22 protein-coding genes and 2 pseudogenes are annotated in these 19,059 nt (G+C 50.2%); 12 read left to right on the top strand and 12 right to left on the bottom strand.

Annotated features, from left to right (window positions below):
- Positions 1–23: 23 nt before the first annotated feature.
- The 3 genes from ACN0S4_RS09820 to yjjJ form a co-directional block, all read right to left on the bottom strand.
- The gene (locus ACN0S4_RS09820) at positions 24–1,265 is read right to left on the bottom strand and encodes a type II toxin-antitoxin system HipA family toxin (protein ID WP_417657502.1); all 1,242 of its coding nucleotides are present in this window, start codon (positions 1,263–1,265) and stop codon (positions 24–26) included.
- Positions 1,255–1,551: a helix-turn-helix domain-containing protein gene (locus tag ACN0S4_RS09815; protein ID WP_417657501.1), complete on the bottom strand. Its 297-nt coding sequence runs from the start codon at positions 1,549–1,551 to the stop codon at positions 1,255–1,257. Before ACN0S4_RS09815 ends, ACN0S4_RS09820 begins: the two co-directional genes overlap by 11 nt.
- 148 nt (positions 1,552–1,699) lie before the next feature.
- Positions 1,700–3,091, bottom strand: coding sequence for a type II toxin-antitoxin system HipA family toxin YjjJ (gene yjjJ, locus ACN0S4_RS09810; RefSeq protein WP_417657500.1), 1,392 nt, complete (start codon positions 3,089–3,091; stop codon positions 1,700–1,702).
- Positions 3,092–3,749: 658 nt separating this feature from the next.
- Here yjjJ and ACN0S4_RS09805 point away from each other — a divergent pair.
- The 3 genes from ACN0S4_RS09805 to ACN0S4_RS09795 are packed head-to-tail and all read left to right on the top strand — an operon-like array spanning position 3,750 to position 5,163.
- Positions 3,750–4,406: a hypothetical protein gene (locus ACN0S4_RS09805; RefSeq protein ID WP_417657499.1), complete on the top strand. Its 657-nt coding sequence runs from the start codon at positions 3,750–3,752 to the stop codon at positions 4,404–4,406.
- The gene (locus ACN0S4_RS09800) at positions 4,399–4,656 is read left to right on the top strand and encodes a hypothetical protein (RefSeq protein ID WP_417657498.1); all 258 of its coding nucleotides are present in this window, start codon (positions 4,399–4,401) and stop codon (positions 4,654–4,656) included. The genes ACN0S4_RS09805 and ACN0S4_RS09800 overlap by 8 nt, the downstream gene beginning before the upstream one ends.
- A gap of 12 nt (positions 4,657–4,668) precedes the next feature.
- Positions 4,669–5,163: a hypothetical protein gene (locus ACN0S4_RS09795; RefSeq protein WP_417657497.1), complete on the top strand. Its 495-nt coding sequence runs from the start codon at positions 4,669–4,671 to the stop codon at positions 5,161–5,163.
- Between the two features lie 967 nt (positions 5,164–6,130).
- On the opposite strand, the gene ACN0S4_RS09790 is transcribed toward ACN0S4_RS09795, so the two are convergent.
- Positions 6,131–6,433: a putative quinol monooxygenase gene (locus tag ACN0S4_RS09790; RefSeq protein WP_007182542.1), complete on the bottom strand. Its 303-nt coding sequence runs from the start codon at positions 6,431–6,433 to the stop codon at positions 6,131–6,133.
- A 63-nt stretch (positions 6,434–6,496) separates the two neighbouring features.
- Between ACN0S4_RS09790 and ACN0S4_RS09785 the strand changes: the two are divergent.
- Positions 6,497–7,078: pseudogene (locus ACN0S4_RS09785) on the top strand (AraC family transcriptional regulator); the annotation flags it as partial.
- A gap of 123 nt (positions 7,079–7,201) precedes the next feature.
- Positions 7,202–7,510, top strand: a complete 309-nt coding sequence (locus ACN0S4_RS09780; protein ID WP_374367937.1) for a helix-turn-helix domain-containing protein — start codon at positions 7,202–7,204, stop codon at positions 7,508–7,510.
- Between the two features lie 111 nt (positions 7,511–7,621).
- Here the strand turns inward: ACN0S4_RS09780 and ACN0S4_RS09775 are convergent, their stop codons facing one another.
- Positions 7,622–8,491: a LysR substrate-binding domain-containing protein gene (locus ACN0S4_RS09775; protein ID WP_123634556.1), complete on the bottom strand. Its 870-nt coding sequence runs from the start codon at positions 8,489–8,491 to the stop codon at positions 7,622–7,624.
- Positions 8,492–8,689: 198 nt separating this feature from the next.
- Here ACN0S4_RS09775 and ACN0S4_RS09770 point away from each other — a divergent pair, with 198 nt between their 5' ends.
- The 3 genes and pseudogenes from ACN0S4_RS09770 to ACN0S4_RS09760 all read left to right on the top strand — a co-directional run bounded on the left by ACN0S4_RS09770 (position 8,690) and on the right by ACN0S4_RS09760 (position 11,283).
- Positions 8,690–9,817 (top strand): S-(hydroxymethyl)glutathione dehydrogenase/class III alcohol dehydrogenase, encoded by a 1,128-nt coding sequence (locus tag ACN0S4_RS09770; RefSeq protein ID WP_008175541.1) that lies wholly within the window; start codon positions 8,690–8,692, stop codon positions 9,815–9,817.
- A gap of 54 nt (positions 9,818–9,871) precedes the next feature.
- A pseudogene (locus ACN0S4_RS09765) lies at positions 9,872–10,087 on the top strand (alpha/beta hydrolase-fold protein); the annotation flags it as partial.
- A 119-nt stretch (positions 10,088–10,206) separates the two neighbouring features.
- Entirely contained in the window at positions 10,207–11,283 is a 1,077-nt protein-coding gene (locus ACN0S4_RS09760; protein WP_417657496.1) for an alkene reductase, read from the top strand.
- A gap of 290 nt (positions 11,284–11,573) precedes the next feature.
- Here ACN0S4_RS09760 and ACN0S4_RS09755 read toward each other — a convergent pair whose 3' ends face one another.
- The 5 genes from ACN0S4_RS09755 to ACN0S4_RS09735 all read right to left on the bottom strand — a co-directional run bounded on the left by ACN0S4_RS09755 (position 11,574) and on the right by ACN0S4_RS09735 (position 15,075).
- A complete protein-coding gene (locus ACN0S4_RS09755) occupies positions 11,574–11,882 on the bottom strand; it encodes a hypothetical protein (protein ID WP_417657495.1) in 309 nt (102 codons plus the stop codon).
- 12 nt (positions 11,883–11,894) lie between these two features.
- A complete protein-coding gene (locus ACN0S4_RS09750) occupies positions 11,895–12,131 on the bottom strand; it encodes a low temperature requirement protein A (protein ID WP_417657494.1) in 237 nt (78 codons plus the stop codon).
- A gap of 73 nt (positions 12,132–12,204) precedes the next feature.
- Entirely contained in the window at positions 12,205–13,212 is a 1,008-nt protein-coding gene (locus ACN0S4_RS09745; RefSeq protein WP_417657493.1) for a zinc-dependent alcohol dehydrogenase family protein, read from the bottom strand.
- A 22-nt stretch (positions 13,213–13,234) separates the two neighbouring features.
- Positions 13,235–14,242 (bottom strand): zinc-dependent alcohol dehydrogenase family protein, encoded by a 1,008-nt coding sequence (locus ACN0S4_RS09740; protein ID WP_075608639.1) that lies wholly within the window; start codon positions 14,240–14,242, stop codon positions 13,235–13,237.
- Between the two features lie 74 nt (positions 14,243–14,316).
- Entirely contained in the window at positions 14,317–15,075 is a 759-nt protein-coding gene (locus ACN0S4_RS09735) for an SDR family oxidoreductase (protein ID WP_417657492.1), read from the bottom strand.
- A gap of 155 nt (positions 15,076–15,230) precedes the next feature.
- Here ACN0S4_RS09735 and ACN0S4_RS09730 point away from each other — a divergent pair, with 155 nt between their 5' ends.
- Positions 15,231–16,124, top strand: coding sequence for a LysR family transcriptional regulator (locus ACN0S4_RS09730; protein WP_417657691.1), 894 nt, complete (start codon positions 15,231–15,233; stop codon positions 16,122–16,124).
- A 48-nt stretch (positions 16,125–16,172) separates the two neighbouring features.
- On the opposite strand, the gene ACN0S4_RS09725 is transcribed toward ACN0S4_RS09730, so the two are convergent.
- Both ACN0S4_RS09725 and ACN0S4_RS09720 read right to left on the bottom strand, forming a co-directional pair.
- A complete protein-coding gene (locus ACN0S4_RS09725; RefSeq protein WP_417657491.1) occupies positions 16,173–16,376 on the bottom strand; it encodes an Arm DNA-binding domain-containing protein in 204 nt (67 codons plus the stop codon).
- A 180-nt stretch (positions 16,377–16,556) separates the two neighbouring features.
- Positions 16,557–17,420, bottom strand: a complete 864-nt coding sequence (locus ACN0S4_RS09720) for a YicC/YloC family endoribonuclease (protein WP_417657490.1) — start codon at positions 17,418–17,420, stop codon at positions 16,557–16,559.
- 153 nt (positions 17,421–17,573) lie between these two features.
- Here ACN0S4_RS09720 and ACN0S4_RS09715 point away from each other — a divergent pair, with 153 nt between their 5' ends.
- From ACN0S4_RS09715 to rph, 3 genes are read left to right on the top strand one after another with little or no spacing between them, the layout of a single operon-like run.
- On the top strand, positions 17,574–17,924 hold the full coding sequence (locus tag ACN0S4_RS09715) for a toxin-antitoxin system TumE family protein (RefSeq protein ID WP_417657489.1): 351 nt from the start codon (positions 17,574–17,576) through the stop codon (positions 17,922–17,924).
- Positions 17,924–18,271 carry a helix-turn-helix domain-containing protein gene (locus ACN0S4_RS09710; protein WP_417657488.1) on the top strand — a complete coding sequence of 116 codons (348 nt, stop codon included), beginning with the start codon at positions 17,924–17,926 and terminating at the stop codon, positions 18,269–18,271. The genes ACN0S4_RS09715 and ACN0S4_RS09710 overlap by 1 nt, the downstream gene beginning before the upstream one ends.
- Positions 18,272–18,329: 58 nt before the next feature.
- Positions 18,330–19,043: a ribonuclease PH gene (rph, locus tag ACN0S4_RS09705; RefSeq protein WP_417657487.1), complete on the top strand. Its 714-nt coding sequence runs from the start codon at positions 18,330–18,332 to the stop codon at positions 19,041–19,043.
- Positions 19,044–19,059 lie beyond the last annotated feature (16 nt).

The following is a 19,059-nucleotide window of genomic DNA, read 5'->3' as shown; positions in this document are numbered from 1 at the left end:
AACCGTGCCCACAGCATACCAAATCACGACAGCGGGGGGATCATGTTTCGTAGCCGCTCGATGTCTCCAACGCTCACCTGGTTTTGCCGAAAATAATGAGGCCACTCCGCGACCAGCTGACTCACTTCATCAACAATTTTGCGAGCCTTGAAGTCTTGCAATCCAAATCGCTTAGCTTGTGACAGCATGTTTTCCTTAGTACCTTCACGACCATAATCACCAATACCCAAACTATGTTGCCGACTGGCATTGATAGGCAGCACGTCATAAGCCGGGGCTAGTCGCCATGCCTGTTGCGGAGGAATATGTTGCTCGTGAAAATCGAGAGGTATGAGCCAGGCATGGTTGCGTGCATGATCATCGGTATTGCCAATCAAGACATTGAAAACCATACGGTAGTAGAGATCGATAGCATCGCTCGCCTCAGCACTATGCTGACGTAACAACTCAGCCAGTCGGCCATAACTGTACCAAGTTTTGAGACTTAGCTGACTGATAGAACTTTGTTGCAACAACGTATTGGCGCTCAAAAAATGATGACTCACAGCGCCAGCATTGCGGTCAAAGCGCTTCACAAGGAAAACATCTTCAGTTGCGCTGTCATCCTCACCGGTACTGATAACTTCTGAGCTTGCAACGTGAACTGCACCAAGTTCGTCGAGCATGCGCATGGTGGCGTGTTCAACGCGGGCCACATTATAGAGATCATCCGCTTTGTTGAACTTCACGAGGTATTCTTGATCTTGGTGGGTGAGCAAGGTCTTTGGGCGTGCGCCTCCCATCGATGAGCCGAACACGAAGGCTTGTCGCACTTCATCCGACACTTCCTCGGCAGCGAGAATGGCATTTTTCCCACGACGAAGTAGTTCAAGATCGGCAAGGGTGTTGGGCGATAGCTTGGGCTTGGTTCGTTCGCGCGATAGACTGAAGCTCAACGCGCCGACTCCCATGGCGGCACCCGCTATCAAAAACTCTAACTCATTCTGTGGCTGTGTGCGGTGTAGCTGCGTAATGAGTTTGCGCCCCCACGAGTCAGCCCCAGCGTCACTCAATACTCCAAAAATACCTTTGTTGATGGTGCAGAGGTGTTCGGTTTCCGTGAGCGGCAAGTGAATCGGATCGATTGCAAATGCGTTGGCCCGCGCCAAATATGACTTGCCGTACACAAACGTACCCACCTCAGTCCGTGTGTTCAGTGACACCCGCCCACACAACACAGGCTCCGACTCTAACCCCTCTATGAATACATAAGCTTCAGAAGTCATTGTCGAGTCCTTGCGGTGCAGTCGAGCCGTCGCGCTTACGTTGTGGCAAATCACTGACCATTTTGAGCTGGGTATCTGCTAAAGCTAAAAACGCATCGAGCTGCCCCAATAACGCCAACGCCGTAAACAAAGTTTCCGAGTTGACCGGCACACCTTGCTCCATGCGCGAGACCGTTTTCGGACTGCACCCCACCCGCAGCGCAAACTCCTGTTGGTCCATGCGCTGCGCACGATGGCGCTTGATCAGCTCGCCAAGAAGCTCGTGAAATTCATCGACAGCTTGCATATCTCGCCCTCTTCATCACACTTCCTGCTTTCATATTAGTATAATTTGACTAATTAGCAATTAATTGGGCTTTTTTTACTTATTATTGGAACAATCAAATATCAAATCACACAAAGTAAGGTGTGATGTTGCCTAGCTATCAAATACGTCAGGCCATTTTCCGAATAATTGATTCGAATTCGCGGGTAATCTCCAGTTGCTGTGCAGCCAATACTTTGAAATGGTCACTGATCATGTCGTGACTCGATACACGCTTCCAAAAAGCAATAGCGGCGGGAAAAGCTGCTTCCCAACAAATGCGTGGAACACTCGGGTGGATGCTTATTGCATATGTTGTTGCAGGCAAATCACCGGTGCTTTTGGGGGCAAAATGCATCGGTAACATGTCGTAAATCGGAGCGAGTTCGTAGGGGCGGCCGCCTCGATTCACACATGAGATATTGCCGAGGTGCATGTCCGAATTCGCGATCAACTGACCGAATGCCCAGCTTATCTTGCTATGTGTAGCTGCTACTTCAGAAATAATATTTTGTTGATGCAGCAAGTCAGCGATAACTGGCCAAGGTTCATTGGCTTTTCCGACAAACTCGAGATCGAGACTGGTCCAAGAAATCACTCCCAAGCGACCACCCGTATCGGTGCGATCAAAACGTCTCGATGCAAGCAGTGTTCGTTGGTTTACTTGAAAACTCCGACTGGTTGCTGCGATATTCGCAATACTTTGGTTCAGTGCCGCGCTAGCCAGCGCCTCAGCATGTAATAGATCCGCCCATCGGTTTGCGGGTGAATCAATCTCAAGCTGTTTCACCTGACCCGAGAACTTGATCAGACACTCTCCTTCATGCAATCGTGCAGTGAACTTAGGTTGTTCACCTTTTGCTGAGGAATCAAAATGCTCGCCTCGAGCAATTGCGTCGGCTCTCGTACCAGCCTCTGCATCACTCATCATGGAATCAGGAGCTGCGTTTAACCACCGAGTATAGGCTGTGTCACCAATCAGTAAGTTCCCCACATGATCCTGAGGGTAGCTTGCAAGAACCGAAAGTGTCGTATCCTCCGACCAACGGTTAGGATCAGAGTCGACAGGCTGCCCTTGCGCTCGAAGCTGTTGCGCAAACGAGCGCCCCAAGAATCCTTGCGGACGCATATCCGTTACCCACCAAGGCAATGATTCAAAAAACGTCCACTCAGACTGTTGCTTGTCGGTAGTGTCACTCTTGCGAAAATATTCAGCCAAATAACTATCCGCTGGGTACACCACATGAAGATGAGCTATTTTTTCTGCCTGACCATGCTCGTCCACACGATAGATCGGCAACACATCTACGTCAGCTTTAATTGCGGGGGTTGGCATCGATAAACGCCGCCTTAAATACCAACGCGTCGAACGCCCGTCTCCCGCTTTGATGACCTTCGGGCCCATAGCATTCAAGCGGCGACTCACCGTAGTAGCATCTATATCAAGGCGACGCGCCAGCTCTGCCGCAGACATCGGACCGGACCTTAATATTGAAATAATGTTATCGTTTAACTCTGGCATCGCATCATGAACTCGCTGTTGAGTATTTATTGATATTAAATACTGCTATTAATGCATGGATAATTATGGGCTTTTTCTAATCATATACCATTGTGTTATATGCATTATTTGATAGACCTTATCTGTATGCCGCATGCATTTATGCATTGATTAATAGTTGTCGTTTAGATGTTATAGCAGAAACGTTTAGTCAACGCCAATTTGATGCCAAGCTCCCTTCGTTTCGCTCTAGCTAGCTGCCTTAACACCGCTGCGTTGTCGATAAACAGCGCATCTGGAATATCGGAGACCGTAACTTTCTTCGCCATATCGTTAAACCCCAGCCGAATAAATCACCGTAATTGGTGAATATATGTGTTGGTAGGAAGCTCTCCCTGTTTATTCACTGGTAATGGTGATTAATTGCTATGGGGATGAGCCGATTAGAGCTTCTATTCGGCTCATTATTTGAGCCGAATAATAGACTTGAGTGGTTCACTTTTTAGTTTGCCTTCCTTAAGAGTGACGCCGTGTTCAGTGGTTGTTTCCAAAATGGAACTAACCACTTCTAGCTCCGGCTTAGAGCTTTCTTGTATTCCGAAACACCGTAAATTTTTTACGGGTAATTCCGTATATTTTGTATATGCTGTTCGTATGATCTGAATCACAGGAAATCAGCATGAACCAAACGAAAGTTACTTTTAGCATCATGAAGCCAGTCGCTCGGGCACTCGAAAAAGCGATGGCAAAGAATTTTTTGAAACGCGATCCTTTTCTTAATCATCTCATTTCGGTCGAGCTTGCTCACATATCTGAGGCTTTGGAAGGACGTAAAAATAGCACTACCGCTCGAGCTTTTATCGACAAGAGTTTAGATAAAAAGCGAGCGACCGTTGCACTAACAGTTGTCTTAGACAAGTCGGTTGCCGGACGTCTTAGCAGTATTACCAAGAAACATGTGGTTAGTCGCGATGCATTAATAAACCGCATTTTGCTGTTCATGCTATTCGGGCACAGCCAACTCCTTAAACTCGAAATACAACCTCTCGCTCGAGACGTTGAATCGTTTGCTAATTACGCAGAGGGTGTTCCAACATCTCCCGTGAGCGCGCTAGCTTACATCATGGACGACCCGCTATTCCTCATTCGCGAAGATCTTCGAGCTATTGGAATGAATATGTATCTGATCGATTTGGACAGTGTAGCTGACGGATTGAATGCAAAAACAGCCTGCTGCTTAGAGGACAAAGATCTGCCTAACTCAAACCCTGAACTCGATGAATTATTTGACGACCCAACAATCTTTGATTTACCAGAGAGGATTCCTAATGAATAAATCAATACATTGCTCCAAACGTCAGCAAAAGCGTGCTATTCCGAATCAAGCGCTCAGATGGTTACAGGAATTTGGTGACTGCCAAAAGGCTCACGGTGGATTAAATAAGCGATACTTCAGCAAGAAAAGCATTCGAGAACTTGAGAGTGAAGTTGGCCCGCAAATTGTTGGGCTGTGCTCTAAGTACTTAAGCGTAGTTCTCATTGAAAATGACGATGGAAAAATCGTTACTGCTTATTGGCAACACTGAGGAGACACCGAGATGATGCATCACTATATGCGTGCGGCGAATCGTGGCGACAACGCATACGACCCTCATCCCTGTATGGTTGAAGTAAAGAATTCTAACCTTCAGTTGTGCAGCGATTTTCTTCAACACGCTCAAAAACGTAAGAAAGGAATGCCGAATATTCACTTTAGTGTGGCTTTGAATACGATCTATCGGTGTATAAGCGATAATATCGAGCCCAACACCAGCGATGTTTATCACGTCATTTTCAAGCGGCGACGTATTTACCGAGGTAAATCAGCACTTGGCGGACATACTGTTCGACTACTATTCTTTATTTATGACGGGCGAGACAAATCTCTTTTCTTCACAGGCTTCTTGCGAACCCGAATTCGGGAGTCTTGGCAGACTTTAAGTAATCAAGAAATCCAAGACGGAATCTCGATAGTCAAAGATGGACAAATTTGTCCTCCGACGTTAGAGGTTTTACGCCCGCCAAATACGGAGTCATCGGGAAGAATCGTATGAATGCTACCTACAAATATTGTGACAATCGACAGTGCCCACTATGTGCGGTATTCATTGCTAGGCGTAACCAAGATAACTCAAGTTATTGGATACCCTATGAAAGCTTCGGACCTGACCGAATATACAGTAAAGATTTGGACAATCTGAAGGTTGTGATTCGCGAGTCGAACTTCCCATCACTAACTGGTTACTACATAGATTCCGAGAATCGAGTCTATAAAAAAATGACACCTATTGGTGAAAAATATATCGACAGCCCCTCTCAAAAGCTCGTACAACACCTTCGAACCGGTGATTTAGCTCGCGAATCAACATTAGTTTGCTGTCAGTGTAGATTCGAGAAATCAGGCTGGATTGGTGATGAACTGATGTGTGATTCATGTCACACACCCCTTGTTTGCTCGGATACGCTAACTTCAGCCTTCGTCAAAAACCACAGCACTTGCCCAGGCTGCAAAACCGGGCAAATATTAGAAATGCCCGTGACTGTAGAATTCTATAACCCGTTTCCTGATATGTATTCCTGATTGGCTCCGAACCAAGTATCACTCGATATTTTGGATCTGAATATTGATCACGCAGAAGAAAGCACTTTACTTTCAATATCTTAAATCACAAAACCCAATAATATCTCAGGACTTACTACCCAATATACTCCCCATACTCTAAAACCACTCAACCGAGACGAATCGAAAACACCACCAGCCTCTCACCCCTTCTCTGATTCAGCGAAGTAATCTCTAACTCCTCTAAATTGAGACCGACGTGGCCTCAAAGCTGGGACCTCTGCTTCCAGGTCAGCAATCTTCAAAGGTACCTATTGAGACACCCAACCGGCCAAGAGAATTGTCGTCAACTGGTCATCCTAATTGTCGCCGAACATCCCCCCGGCAATCGAGGGGTGGGGCTGCGTAGGGCCGTGTGACCCCATCCTGCAGCGTGACCTGATTGAGTCAAGGCCGGGTTGTCATGCAGGCAGCTTGGCTGCAAGGAGTTCGACCTTCTCGATATTGGGCGGAGAACTGAGCAAGGTAGCGGCGTTGGCCATCAAGGCCGCGGCGATCTGGCCGTTCAGATGTGCCTGGCGACCTGCCTCATCGGCAAAGGCATCGAACACACCGAACGTCGAAGGGCCAAACTTCAATGCAAACCAGGCAGTGGTGCCGGATTCGGCGTTGGCGAGCGGCAGTGCGCTGGCCAGGAAGTCGGCAAGCGCAGCCTCCTGGCCGGGTTTGGCTTCGAGGCGAACAAACAGGGCGAGCTTGGTCATATTGTAATCCTTTGGGTAAATGGTTTAGGTGAAAGCACCGACGAGCCTGCAGTCTAAGTCTTCATGACAACCATTTATATAGACAAAAATGACAACTTTGATATCATTATTGCCATGAAACTTCATATCCTTGTTTGTGATGGCGTGTTTGATCTGGGGCTTGCGGCGCTCACCGACACAGTGGGCTTGGCCAATGCGATGGCGGGCTCGCTTCCACAGGCTCCCGCGCACATAGAGCTCACGCTGGTGGGCGTGCGGCGTCGCATCCGAACTGCGCAAGGCTTGACGGTCCCCGTGGTCACTGCGCGTGGTGTGCCGGAACCAGACGTCGTGCTCGTGCCCGCGTTTGGTGAAAAGATGCCTGACACGCTCTCGGCTCGGCTCACACGCCCCGACGTGCCCGATGCGGTCGCCGTGCTACAGCAGTGGTCCACCGCTGGCGCGCACCTTGGTGCCGCCTGCTCCGGTAGTTTCTTGCTTGCAGAGAGTGGCCTGCTTGATGGGCATCGTGCGACGACGTCATGGTGGCTGGGGCCGATGTTTCGGCAGCGCTATCCGAACGTCACGCTGGACGAGTCACGCATGATCGTGAACTCGACACGCTTCACTACCGCGGGTGCCGCTTTGGCCCACGTCGACCTGGCCTTGCGCATCATCCGGGGGCGCAGTCCGGCGCTGGCGGCCCTGGTGGCACGCTATCTGCTGGTCGAGGCACGCAGTTCGCAAGCCGAGTTCGTGATTCCCGACCACCTTGCGCATGCCGACCCGATGGTGGAGCGCTTCGAGTCCTGGGCCAGAAGTCAGCTCGCGAAGGGGTTCTCGCTGGCCGAGGCGGCCAGCGCCGCGGGCACAAGCGAGCGCACCTTGGCGCGGCGGCTGCAAAGCGTTTTGGGCAAGACACCGTTGTCGTATTTCCAGGACCTGCGCGTGGAGCATGCCGTCCATCTCTTGCGCACCGGAAACGCGAGCGTCGACCAAGTCGCCGCACAGGTCGGGTACTCGGATGGGGTGACCCTGCGGGCCCTGTTGCGCCGCAAGCTGGGCCGGGGTGTCAGGGAGTTGCGACGCGGTGGATGACCAGAGGCGTTTGGTGTATGTACAGCTGGAGACCGCCGGGAAACTGACGCAGGCCAAACGGCGCATTTGGACAAACTGACAAAACTACTGCCCGCCACGGCCCCACAGAATTTAACTTAACGATTCGTCCAGGAAATCCAGCAGCATCCGCACTTTTGGGGATAAATGCCGGTTATGTGGATAAATCGCCCAGATTCCATCGTCGGCTTCTTGATAATGTTCCAGCAAGTTCATAAGTTTTCCACAGGCCAATGACGGCTGAACGTAATAATCGGGAAGTTGCACGATCCCGATGCCTTTCAGGGCCGCGTCCAGCAACGCCCAACCGCTGTCGCACTTCATGTTGCCTTTAACGCGAACGTTGTAGGGCTTACCTCGGTCCTGAAAGCGCCAGTAATCCAGATTGCCTTGCAAACAATTGTGCCGGTCCAGTTCCGAAAGCGAATGCGGCACACCATAGGTGGATAAGTATTCCGGCGAGGCGCACACGTATAAGGTTCGTGACGACAACCGCTTGGCCATCATGGATGAATCTTCCAGTTTTCCCAGCCGAATCGCCAAATCGTAACCGCCACCGACCAGATCCAACTTCTGGTTGGTCAGATTCAGCTGCACCTCCAACTCCGGGTAGCGCAGGATGAAATCGTTCACCAAGGGGGCGATCACCTTCTCGCCATAGGTCACCGGTGCGGTCAGCCGTAATTTTCCCTTGGGGATAAGTTGCAGGTTGGTCATGGCCCGCTCGGCCTCTTCCAGACCATCGAGTACCTGGCGGCAATACTGGTAGTAGGTTTGGCCGGCTTCCGTCACCGAAACCTTGCGGGTGGTGCGATACAGCAGTTTGGTCGAAAGCCGGGATTCCAGTGCGCTGACCTGCCGGCTCACCTGAGCTGTGGAAATGCCCAATCGTTTCGCCGCAGCGGTAAAACTTTCCGCTTCCGCGACCGCCACAAACTCACTGACCCCTTCCCAAATAAACATGTTCAGTTCCTTGCGTTACGACTTGGGTGAGCTTAGATACAAAATGCCGCCAGCAAACAAAATACGGTTCATTGTTACTATACAGTAAAGGTGATTTGCTTAATTGGCCGATTATCTATCTTAAGAATAATAATACAATGATCCCATCAACATGGCAGAAGAACCTGCCGAAGCCCGACAAAATCTGGAGCACACAACATGACTCAGACCATCAAATCTAAAGCCGCTATCGCCTGGGGCCCGAAACAACCTCTGTCCATTGAAGAAGTGGATGTGATGCCGCCTCAAGCTGGCGAAGTACGTATCCGGGTGATCGCTAGCGGTGTGTGTCATACCGATGCGTTTACCTTGTCTGGCGAAGATCCCGAAGGCATTTTCCCGACCATTCTCGGCCACGAAGGCGGCGGTATTGTTGAGTCGGTAGGCGAAGGCGTTACAAGCCTGAAAGTGGGTGACCACGTTATTCCGCTCTACACCCCTGAGTGCGGCGAATGTAAATTCTGCACCTCTGGTAAAACCAACCTGTGCGGGAAGATTCGTGAAACCCAGGGCAAGGGCCTGATGCCAGACGGCACCACTCGTTTCTCGTTAAACGGCGAGCCGATCTATCACTACATGGGTTGCTCAACCTTCTCCGAGTACACTGTACTGCCCGAGATTTCTCTGGCAAAAGTGAACAAAGAAGCGCCATTGGAAGAAGTGTGCTTGCTCGGTTGTGGCGTAACCACCGGCATGGGTGCGGTGATGAACACCGCCAAAGTAGAAGAGGGCGCTACCGTGGCCATCTTCGGTATGGGCGGCATCGGCCTGTCGGCGGTGATTGGTGCCACCATGGCTAAAGCCAGCCGCATCATTGCTATCGACATCAACGAGAGCAAATTTGAGCTGGCCCGCCAGTTGGGCGCGACCGACTGCATCAACCCGAAAGATTACGACAAGCCGATTCAGGAAGTGATCGTAGAACTGACCGACGGCGGTGTGGATTATTCCTTCGAGTGCATCGGCAACGTAGATGTAATGCGTTCAGCACTGGAATGCTGCCACAAAGGCTGGGGTGAGTCGGTGGTTATCGGTGTTGCGGGCGCCGGCCAGGAAATTTCCACGCGTCCGTTCCAGCTGGTGACCGGTCGGGTCTGGAAAGGCTCTGCCTTTGGTGGCGTGAAGGGCCGTTCCGAGCTGCCGGGCATCGTTGAGCGGTACATGCAAGGTGAATTCAAGTTGAACGATTTCATCACCCACACCATGGGGCTGGAAGATATCAACAAGGCGTTTGATCTGATGCACGAAGGCAAGAGCATCCGTACCGTTATTCACTACGACAAGTAATGAAATCTGGTCGCCTGCCAGTCAGGCGGGCGACCGTTTTGTTGAGAGGTTGCAATGACTATTGAAAATCTGAGCAGTAATAAAAGTTTTGGTGGTTGGCACAAGCAGTACAGTCATCACTCCGAGACGCTGAACTGTTCGATGCGGTTTGCTATCTACCTGCCGCCGCAGGCCTCCAATGGCAAAAAGGTGCCAGCGCTGTATTGGTTGTCCGGGCTTACCGGTGTGGTTCCGTATCTTCTACAGGACGAACTCGTGAAAAGCGGAGCCGATGAACAGCCTGTCGCATCAGTCAGGATGATGATTGATATATCTCGTCCGAATTAGTCCGCCCGGCCAACGGGCGGATATACTATCAGCTCTCGTACACAAAATTTCCCGAGGATGCTATGAACACACTTTTTACTCCCCTGAAAATGGGCGCCAGTGAATTGGCCAATCGGGTCTTCATGGCCCCCCTCACCCGCGTCCGTGCCGACGCTGATCACGTTCCCACGGATATGATGGTTGAGTATTACGCCCAGCGTGCCTCTGCCGGCCTGATCATCACTGAAGCGACCATGGCTATTGAAGGCAATTCGGCCTTCTGGCGCGAGCCCGGTATCTATTCCGAGGCGCAAGTTGAAGGCTGGAAGAAAGTCACTGATGCGGTACACGCCAAAGGTGGCAAGATTTATCTGCAAATCTTTCACGGTGGCCGCGCCTGCCACCCGGCGTTAAACAATGGCAAGGATCCGGTAGCGCCCAGCGCCATTGCCATCACCAGCGATGAAGTGCACACACCGGAAGGTAAGAAGTCCTACACGGTTCCCCGCGCACTGGCCGACAGCGAAATCCCGGCCATCATCGACGGTTTCCGCACCGCCGCCGAGAATGCCAAGCGCGCCGGCTTTGACGGTGTTGAGGTTCATGGCGCCAACGGCTATCTGCTGGACCAGTTCCTGCGTGATAGCTCCAACCATCGAGGAGGCCCCTACGGTGGCCCGATCGAAAATCGCGCCCGACTTCTGCTGGAGGTGATTGAAGCCGTATCCGGAGTGTTCGGTTCCGAGAACGTCGGTGTTCGACTGAGCCCCCTCAACAGCTTCCAGAGCATGAAGGACAGTGATCCGGTCGGTCTGGTTACCTGGCTCGCCAAGCGCCTGAACGACTACGGCCTGGCCTTTGTTCATTTGATGCGCAGCGACTTTTTCGGGGAACAGCAAGCGGACGTCATTACTCCGGTCCGCGAACACTTCAAGGGCAAGTTGATCCTCAACATGGGCTACACCGGTGAAGAAGCAGAACAAGCCATCGAATCCGGACTGGCCGACGCTGTCGCCTTTGGCGTGCCCTTCATTGCCAACCCGGACCTCCCAGAGCGCCTGAAGCTTGGCGCCGAGCTCAACGAAGCAGATCCGGCGACTTTTTACTCCCAGGGTGCGGAAGGGTATATTGACTACCCTTACCTTGAAAGAGTTAGCTGAAGCATAATGTCGAAAGGGGGCTGTTAGCCCCCTTTTTCGTTGCGGCGACTTCTCTGGCCGGTTAGACCGCTTTCAGGTGCCGCCCGCAGGGCGAGGTGGTCCATCCCGAGGTGCCACCGGCTGACTGATAACTGCGGCTCGTGGACAGATACACCAGGCTGCTGTACGGTCGGTCGCTCCTGTCGATACCTTGCTCCGTAATCTCCTCGGGGGTAAAGCCGTAGGCACCGAACTCCACTGAGGTGTTCTCAGGCTGGCCCGGCACCACAAAACGCTTCGTCAACTTGCTTCTACCAAGGTGTCCGTTTTAATTGGGGGCTACTACACCAGTATCTCAGCAGCACAGCACTGGTGCGGCTCTTCGGTTTTGCATTGCCGGCACAGTCGAAATAAGTCCAGGCCAGCGCGAAGAGGGACAAGCCGCCCATGGCCGCGTTGTCGGTACAGCGCGCCCGCCAGTAAAGATAGGCCGTCAGCGCCCGATTCAACGCGTAGCTCAGCGCGAAATACGTCCAGCCTTCACCGCCCACGTCGGGAATCGCCGCCGCGATGGTCATCATCGTGACAATATTAAGTGCCATCGCCACGCGATGCGGCATGTCCGTGGAGATCTACAGTGAGTTATAGACCGAACTGTCTGCCCAGGCATAGAAAATCGCCAGGAACAGTCCCGTAAACACCCAGAATCCTTGCCACCCCAGATGATGGGACAGGTAATTCCCCAGAATGAAAATTGTCACCACATGGACCAGGTCGAAGAAAAGTTCCACCCAGTGCACGCGGTCGTGGGTTTCATCGACATCCATGTAATGGCGCGGTCGCCGCCAGAGAAGATCGCTAATGACCATACACTACACCTTTTTCTTGTTGTTCTGGCGGTGAATTATGCGCCGGCCAGAGACTAGCGGAAGCTACGAACTGTTAATCAAGTTCGACCACGATTTTACCAATCTGCTGATTTGACTCCAGATAGTGATGCGCTGCCACTATCTCTTCAAATTTAAAGCTTCGATCAATGACAGGCTTGAGTGTTCCTTCGGATAAACCCGAGTGGATAAATTGCTTTGCTCTGCGAAAACGCTCGATGTCTTTTATAACTTCAGTAAACACATACCCCCTAACTGTCAGACTTTTACGAAGTGCTATTTTTAAGGGAAAAAGGGTTGTTTCGGGACTTAATGCTCCGTGCACTATTATTGTTCCTTCAGGGCTCATTGCTTCAGCAATTTCAGCTATCTGCGGCCCACCGACAGCATCAAATGCGATTTTTAAATTGTTTGCTCCCAAGATGCTTCTCAAGCTATCCAGTAGCGGTTCTTCTTGGGTTGCAATCACATGGGCCGCGCCAGCCTTGAGCACAGCAGCCTTTTTAGCTCCTGTTAGAGTTGTAGCGATAGCGGTACCCCCCAGAGAATTCACAATTTGAATCGCAGCCAATCCAACACTGCTCGATGCGGCGGTTATCAGTACTGAATCGCCTTTTTGCACGTTAGCAATTTCGACCAAAGCGCCATAAGCTGTCAGGTACTGCATCCAAGCTGCTGCGCCTTCAGCAAAGGTTAGCCCTGCTGGTTTGGGTGCCACATATTCACTTGGTACGACAATCTCTTCTGCGTAGCAGCCATTCTGAGAAAGCCCCATCTGAGGGACAATACAAACCTCTTCCCCAAGGCGTAAATGATTCACCTCTTCCCCGACTTCAATAACTATCCCGGATGCTTCATAGCCGATTCGCGACGGGAAGTCAGCCTTTTCTATATAGTGGCCTCGCCTAAACATGGCATCAGCACGATTGAGCCCAACAGCTTTGACCGCAATACGAACATCAGTGGCCTGCAAACTTGGACTCGCCAGCGAGTCAATAGTTAATACCTCGGGGCCACCTAATTCATGGAAACGAACAGTTCGAATTAGTTTTCTTGGGTTCATATGCATCCTCAACAATGACTTTTTAAGCAATTACATCAATAACGACTTTACCCATGGACCCCAACTCTACGGCATTATGTGCATCCATTGCCGTGTCTAGGGAAAAGCGTAACGGATCGAGTAGTGGCTTAATTTGTCCAGCTTCAACAAGAGCCGTAATTTGCCGCAGAATGTCACCATGATGTTTGCGTCCCTCTCCGCTGAGCTGTGGGTGTAACACAAAAATTCCTGACAATGTTGCAGAACGTATTGACGACGGTGCGAGGTTATGTGAGCTGAATGCAGCACAGCTTAAAATATGGCCGTAATGTGCAATGATACCTAATGAGGCATCGAGTGCAGAGCCACCGACAGTGTCGTAAATGATATCGAATCCTTTGCCTTGGGTGTATGCGTCCATGTAGTCAGCAGGGCTTGCAGTGTGATAATCAATTGGCGTGGCACCAAGCGCCTTGAGCAGTTGTTGTTTTCCAGTCGATGCAGTGGCATAAACGTCGGCACCTAAAGCCTTAGCAATTTGCACGGCTAAATGCCCAACTCCGCCAGCTCCACCTTGGATAAGGATTTTCTGGCCCGCTTTAACATTCGCCTTGTCAACCAAACCTTCCCAAGCAGTAAGTGCAACCAGAGGTAAAGCCGCAGCTTCACGCATGGACAAATTTTTCGGTTTGGGAGCAAGTAACTCAGCATCTACGTTGGCATATTCAGCCAATGAGCCTTGCAATCCTCGCACTCCGCCAGTCAGACCATAAACTGCATCGCCTATTGCAAAGTCGGTGACGCCGTCGCCGACAGCAACAATTTCTCCAGCTAAATCGGTGCCAAGTACTGCGGGTAATTCCGGCATGGCGTAAGGAGCGATACCTTGGCGGATCTTGTAATCAATAGGATTGACTCCACTTGCAAATATTTTTACTTGCACCTGACCTGCTGATGGAGAAGGTAAGTTAATCAGGGCATCCCGGAATACTGTACCTTCTTCATAGCTATCTAATATCAAAGCACGCATTTGTCTGTTTAACGCTGTCATCAATAACCTCACAAACTGAATATTCAGCGGGTGGTTAAATCACCCGCTGGTTAATCGGTCTTTTATTAAACGAATTAAAACTCTTGAACAGTTGGGCGCAGAACAATCTCGTTGATATCCACATCCGCAGGCTGCTCAATTGCGTATGCGATAGCACGAGCAACAGATTCAGATGGAATTTCATTTTGCTGATAAAAATCTTTTACAAAGGCTGCACCCTGAGTATCTGAACTTCCATGTTTTAATTCAGATTCAACTGCACCTGGTGAAATGATTGTTGAACGAATTTTACCCCCAACTTCATGGCGTAAGCCTTCGGCAATAGCGCGAACAGCGAATTTGGTTCCGCTGTAAACCGTGCCGCCGGGACTGAATACTTTGATACCTGCTACGGAAGAAATATTGATAAAGTGGCCTGTTCCCTGAGCCTGAAAGATCGGAAGCGCTGCGGCTACTCCATACAGCAGACCTTTAACGTTGATGTCAATCATGCGATCCCATTCGTCAACTCGAGTCTCAGCTAACGGTGCAATCGCCATTAACCCTGCATTATTGATAACCACATCAACTTTACCGAAGCGCTCTTGTGCAAGATTTACAAGGGCCTTCACTTCGTCCAGGCTAGTCACATCTGTCGCTTGAACCGCAACTTCTCCGCCCGCTGCGCGTATGTCAGCAGCAATAGCTTCAAGCTTATCGATGCGTCGGGCACCTAAAACAACAGATGCGCCAAGGCTGGCTAAATGTCTTGCCGTGGTCTCGCCTAAACCGCTGCTACCACCAGTGATAACAACGACCTTACCGCTGATGTTATTTGCTAAAACACTGCTCATAGTTAATATCCTCAAATAAGTCGAATGACGTTGTCTAAATAACAAGCAAAGTATCCCTTACCTTTAAAAACCAATAAATGGAAACGTTTTTATTTGACAATTCCATAATTTGGAATAATATTTGTGTATTCATATCAAACCTGAGTGTGACTGTGATGCTTAACAGATTGGAAATGCTCCGGATATTTTGTACTGCTGCTGAGTCTCGCAGCTTTAAAGAAGCGGCTAACCGTCTGGGAATTTCTCCTCAGGCAGTGACGCGAGCAGTGAAGGAGTTAGAGCGATTGCAAGGGGAGCTTTTATTTCATCGAAATACTCGACACATACAAGTGACCCTAGTTGGAGAAAAATTTGCTTTGATAGCAAAAGAACGCCTGCGCGCTGTAGATGAATTGTTTCAAACAAGCGCCCCTAACTCGGGTAATGAATTACAAGGGCGGGTTCGTATCGCAGCTCCTGTTGGTTTTGGTCATAAGTGCTTAATGCCAGTATTACTGGAACTTTCAACAATACATCCTCAACTGGATATAGACCTGACACTCAGTGACGAGCGCGTGGATGTAGTTGACGAAAAAATAGATATTGGGATTCGTATCGGCTTCATGAGAGATAGTCGATTTATTGCCCGCCAGCTCACCAAAATTAATATGTATGTCGTGGCTTCGCCTGACTTAATAAATAGAGTGGGAAGGCCTGCGTCTATTGAAGAACTAAACCACTTGCCGGTTGCAGGGTTAGTAGATCGCAATACGGGAAAGCTTTGGCCATGGGTTTTTTCCATGGACAGACAGTGGACGCCATCCATAACACGTTTTCGAAGTGCCGACGCCGAAGCTGAATTAATGGGTGTACAAAATGGACTGGGGTTTGCTCAAATTCCTGACTTTTTGGCCCAAGACTTATTACGCCAAGAGAAACTTGTTAGAGTGTTAGAAGAGGTCGAGCCTGTGCCTTGGGATTTATATATTTATCGCCCTCAACGTGGTCCAGTACCACAACGTGTTCGATTGGTTTTTGATCACTTGGTGTCAAGATTGAGTGTCCGCTAATGGCACATAAGTAATATTCATAAAGTGCGAATACTACATTAGCTCACTTTATTGCAAAAAAATCTTAGCGTCAGCCAACGAGCAGTTCGGATAGCCTTCCGGCAAGGTGATGGCCTTGCGCTTACCCGCGTATGTATATCTTACAAACCATGACGCAGTACCTTGTTCAATTCTGAAATAGAGCCCATCACCCACACTTTTCCGAACGTCCTCACCGGCTCTAACAAGTGCTTTGATCTGGCTACTGTTCATGACTATCTCCCAGGTGGTGACAAAACCAAAAGATGGAGACCCTATAAATTATTTGTCACCACCTTTGTCACCACAATATAGCGGACAATCACGAACATTGCATTACCATTAGAAACGAAAAAGGCCGCAATGACGCGACCTTATCCAAACTTAGTATACTTAACAAAACTTAACATGACTTTATTCTATATTTTGGATCTGCTCGCGCATTTGCTCGATGAGCACTTTGAGGTCGACGGCGGCGGCGGTGATGTCGGCGTTGATGGACTTGGAGCCGAGGGTGTTCGCTTCGCGGTTGAACTCTTGCATCATGAAGTCGAGACGGCGGCCACAGGCGCCACCTTTGCGGAGGATTTTGTGGGTTTCGGTGACGTGGGCGTCGAGGCGGTCGAGTTCTTCGGCAACGTCGACTTTCTGCGCCAGCATAACCATTTCGGCTTCGAGGCGCTGTGGGTCGAGTTCGACTTTGGCTTCTTCGAGGCGGGTCATTAGGCGCTCACGCTGCCACTTCATCACTTCTGGCATGTGGTTGCGAACAAATCCGGCACGCTCGGACACGCCTTCAAGGCGCTCTTCGAGTAAGCGCTGTAATGCGGCACCTTCGCTTTCGCGGTTCTCGATAAATTCTGCCAATGTGGTTTCAAAGGCGGCGAGTACGTCGGCTTGAATGGCATCCATGTCGTCTTCTTGCTGGGCAACCACACCTGGCCAACGCAACACATCAATGGGATTCAACACGGCACTGGCTGACTGGTTGGCGACCCAATTCGCGGATGAAATGACGCTTTTAGCGAGTTCTTCATTGAGGTTGAGCGAGGTTTGTCCGCCTTGTTCAATGGTCAAACGCAGTGAACATTCCACCTTGCCACGCTGCAATTGCTTCCGCAGACGTTCACGCAAGTTGTTCTCTAGGCTACGAAATGACTCCGGCAACCGGAAGTAGGTTTCCAAAAAGCGCTGATTGACCGAGCGCATTTCCCACACCGCATTGCCCCACTCGGCTTTCATCTCATGCCGCGCATAACCGGTCATACTTTGAATCATTGATCTTCCTTATAAACTTTAACTGCGCGTAGTTTAGCACTCTTCGTCTCGCGGTACAGTAGGTCGATGTCTGACATCAATATACGGTCGCACAAGTCTAAAACTGGTGTTCAACTAAGTTAAACATTTTAGTTATCATCAGGTGATATTTTAATGGGTGTGGATTATACTCTCGAAACGCTGCTGGATTTGGATGGCGTCGTGATCTACCAAGAGGCTGGTTACTGGATATTTATCGAGGCGAAATCAATCAATGCTAATCAGCGAGTGCCTCACGGTATTAAGTATTCACTGACATTGCATGACTCTACCGGAACTCGAGTACTTGGAATGGATAACGCCCACCCCATCCCTAAAGCAACGACATTCGGGAAGAAGCCCAGATTCAGTGATCATATTCACACAGCTAACGGACGCGTTATTCCCTATGAGTTCATAAATGCTGGCAAGTTACTTCAAGATTTCTTTGATTTAGCAGATTCGTACATGAAGGAGAAACACTAATGTCTATTCTGCACATTGGCGTGAAGTCGCAAGACGAGATTCGTGCTCGACTCATTGCTATTGCCAAGGGCGAGTTAAAGCCCTCTGAGAATGAGCCTAAAGTTTGGTTTCCGTCGATTCGCTCGCTTGCGGAAATATTGTCCGACCAAAATCGTGAGCTGCTTAAAATGATTGCGCAGAATAATCCTCAGTCGCTCAAAGAATTAGCAGTGCTTTCTGGACGTGCGCCCAGCAATCTATCTCGCTCACTGAAGACCATGGCACATTACGGTTTGGTGAAAATGGAGAGGCATCAGAAGGCAATGAAGCCTATTGCTGTTGCGACAGAATTTCAGATCCACATCTGATATAATCGCGCCCACTTTATTTCATCGCATTAATTCACAGCCAAAGAAGGAGCGCAGCATGCGTCCAAGCGGTCGTACTTCGCAACAAATTCGCCCGGTAACCATTACCCGGAATTACACGCGACACGCCGAAGGCTCGGTGTTGATTGAGTTTGGCGACACCAAAGTGTTGTGCACGGCGAGCGTCGACAAAAGTGTCCCGCGCTTCTTAAAAGGTAAGGGCCAAGGTTGGGTCACAGCTGAATACGGCATGCTGCCACGGTCGACGCATACGCGCATGAATCGTGAAGCGGCGCATGGCAAGCAAGGTGGTCGCACAGTAGAAATTCAGCGCCTGATTGGCCGATCGTTGCGTGCCTGTGTTGACCTATCGGCGCTTGGCGAAAACACCATCACGATTGACTGTGACGTGCTCCAGGCCGATGGCGGCACCCGCACAGCCTCAATTACCGGTGCTTGCGTGGCGTTAGTGGATGCATTGAACTGGATGCGCAAAGAGAAGCTGGTGAAGTCGAATCCGTTGAAAGGTTTGGTCGCAGCTATCTCGGTAGGCATGTACAACGGCACGCCAGTAGCTGACCTTGATTACCCAGAAGATTCGAAAGCTGAAACGGACATGAACGTAGTCATGACCGAAGACGGCAAACTGATTGAAGTGCAAGGCACTGCTGAGGGTGAGCCGTTCTCGTTCGAAGAGATGAATGAGATGTTGGAGCTGGCTCGGCATGCGATACGCGAGCTGATGGATCAGCAGCGGGCAGCATTGGCATAAAGACAGTTAATAGTGA

Origin of the sequence: Pseudidiomarina aestuarii (assembly GCF_048263735.1) — a bacterium.
Classification (GTDB): Bacteria; Pseudomonadota; Gammaproteobacteria; order Enterobacterales; family Alteromonadaceae; genus Pseudidiomarina; species Pseudidiomarina aestuarii_B.
The sequence above is the reverse complement of the archived record's forward strand: the minus strand, read 5'-3'. Positions and strand labels throughout refer to the sequence as shown.

Excerpts from the sequence above, each read along its gene's own strand:
- ACN0S4_RS09735 (WP_417657492.1), bottom strand. The coding sequence starts at position 15,075 with ATGAGCAGTGTTTTAGCAAATAACATCAGCGGTAAGGTCGTTGTTATC.
- ACN0S4_RS09710 (WP_417657488.1), top strand. The coding sequence starts at position 17,924 with ATGTCTATTCTGCACATTGGCGTGAAGTCGCAAGACGAGATTCGTGCT.
- ACN0S4_RS09795 (WP_417657497.1), top strand. The coding sequence starts at position 4,669 with ATGATGCATCACTATATGCGTGCGGCGAATCGTGGCGACAACGCATAC.
- ACN0S4_RS09745 (WP_417657493.1), bottom strand. The coding sequence starts at position 13,212 with ATGAACCCAAGAAAACTAATTCGAACTGTTCGTTTCCATGAATTAGGT.
- yjjJ (WP_417657500.1), bottom strand. The coding sequence starts at position 3,091 with ATGCCAGAGTTAAACGATAACATTATTTCAATATTAAGGTCCGGTCCG.
- ACN0S4_RS09720 (WP_417657490.1), bottom strand. The coding sequence starts at position 17,420 with ATGATTCAAAGTATGACCGGTTATGCGCGGCATGAGATGAAAGCCGAG.
- ACN0S4_RS09780 (WP_374367937.1), top strand. The coding sequence starts at position 7,202 with ATGGTGGAGCGCTTCGAGTCCTGGGCCAGAAGTCAGCTCGCGAAGGGG.
- ACN0S4_RS09770 (WP_008175541.1), top strand. The coding sequence starts at position 8,690 with ATGACTCAGACCATCAAATCTAAAGCCGCTATCGCCTGGGGCCCGAAA.
- ACN0S4_RS09790 (WP_007182542.1), bottom strand. The coding sequence starts at position 6,433 with ATGACCAAGCTCGCCCTGTTTGTTCGCCTCGAAGCCAAACCCGGCCAG.
- ACN0S4_RS09760 (WP_417657496.1), top strand. The coding sequence starts at position 10,207 with ATGAACACACTTTTTACTCCCCTGAAAATGGGCGCCAGTGAATTGGCC.
- ACN0S4_RS09820 (WP_417657502.1), bottom strand. The coding sequence starts at position 1,265 with ATGACTTCTGAAGCTTATGTATTCATAGAGGGGTTAGAGTCGGAGCCT.
- ACN0S4_RS09755 (WP_417657495.1), bottom strand. The coding sequence starts at position 11,882 with ATGCCGCATCGCGTGGCGATGGCACTTAATATTGTCACGATGATGACC.
- ACN0S4_RS09730 (WP_417657691.1), top strand. The coding sequence starts at position 15,231 with ATGCTTAACAGATTGGAAATGCTCCGGATATTTTGTACTGCTGCTGAG.
- ACN0S4_RS09750 (WP_417657494.1), bottom strand. The coding sequence starts at position 12,131 with ATGGTCATTAGCGATCTTCTCTGGCGGCGACCGCGCCATTACATGGAT.
- ACN0S4_RS09725 (WP_417657491.1), bottom strand. The coding sequence starts at position 16,376 with ATGAACAGTAGCCAGATCAAAGCACTTGTTAGAGCCGGTGAGGACGTT.
- ACN0S4_RS09800 (WP_417657498.1), top strand. The coding sequence starts at position 4,399 with ATGAATAAATCAATACATTGCTCCAAACGTCAGCAAAAGCGTGCTATT.
- ACN0S4_RS09805 (WP_417657499.1), top strand. The coding sequence starts at position 3,750 with ATGAACCAAACGAAAGTTACTTTTAGCATCATGAAGCCAGTCGCTCGG.
- ACN0S4_RS09740 (WP_075608639.1), bottom strand. The coding sequence starts at position 14,242 with ATGACAGCGTTAAACAGACAAATGCGTGCTTTGATATTAGATAGCTAT.
- ACN0S4_RS09715 (WP_417657489.1), top strand. The coding sequence starts at position 17,574 with ATGGGTGTGGATTATACTCTCGAAACGCTGCTGGATTTGGATGGCGTC.
- ACN0S4_RS09775 (WP_123634556.1), bottom strand. The coding sequence starts at position 8,491 with ATGTTTATTTGGGAAGGGGTCAGTGAGTTTGTGGCGGTCGCGGAAGCG.
- rph (WP_417657487.1), top strand. The coding sequence starts at position 18,330 with ATGCGTCCAAGCGGTCGTACTTCGCAACAAATTCGCCCGGTAACCATT.
- ACN0S4_RS09815 (WP_417657501.1), bottom strand. The coding sequence starts at position 1,551 with ATGCAAGCTGTCGATGAATTTCACGAGCTTCTTGGCGAGCTGATCAAG.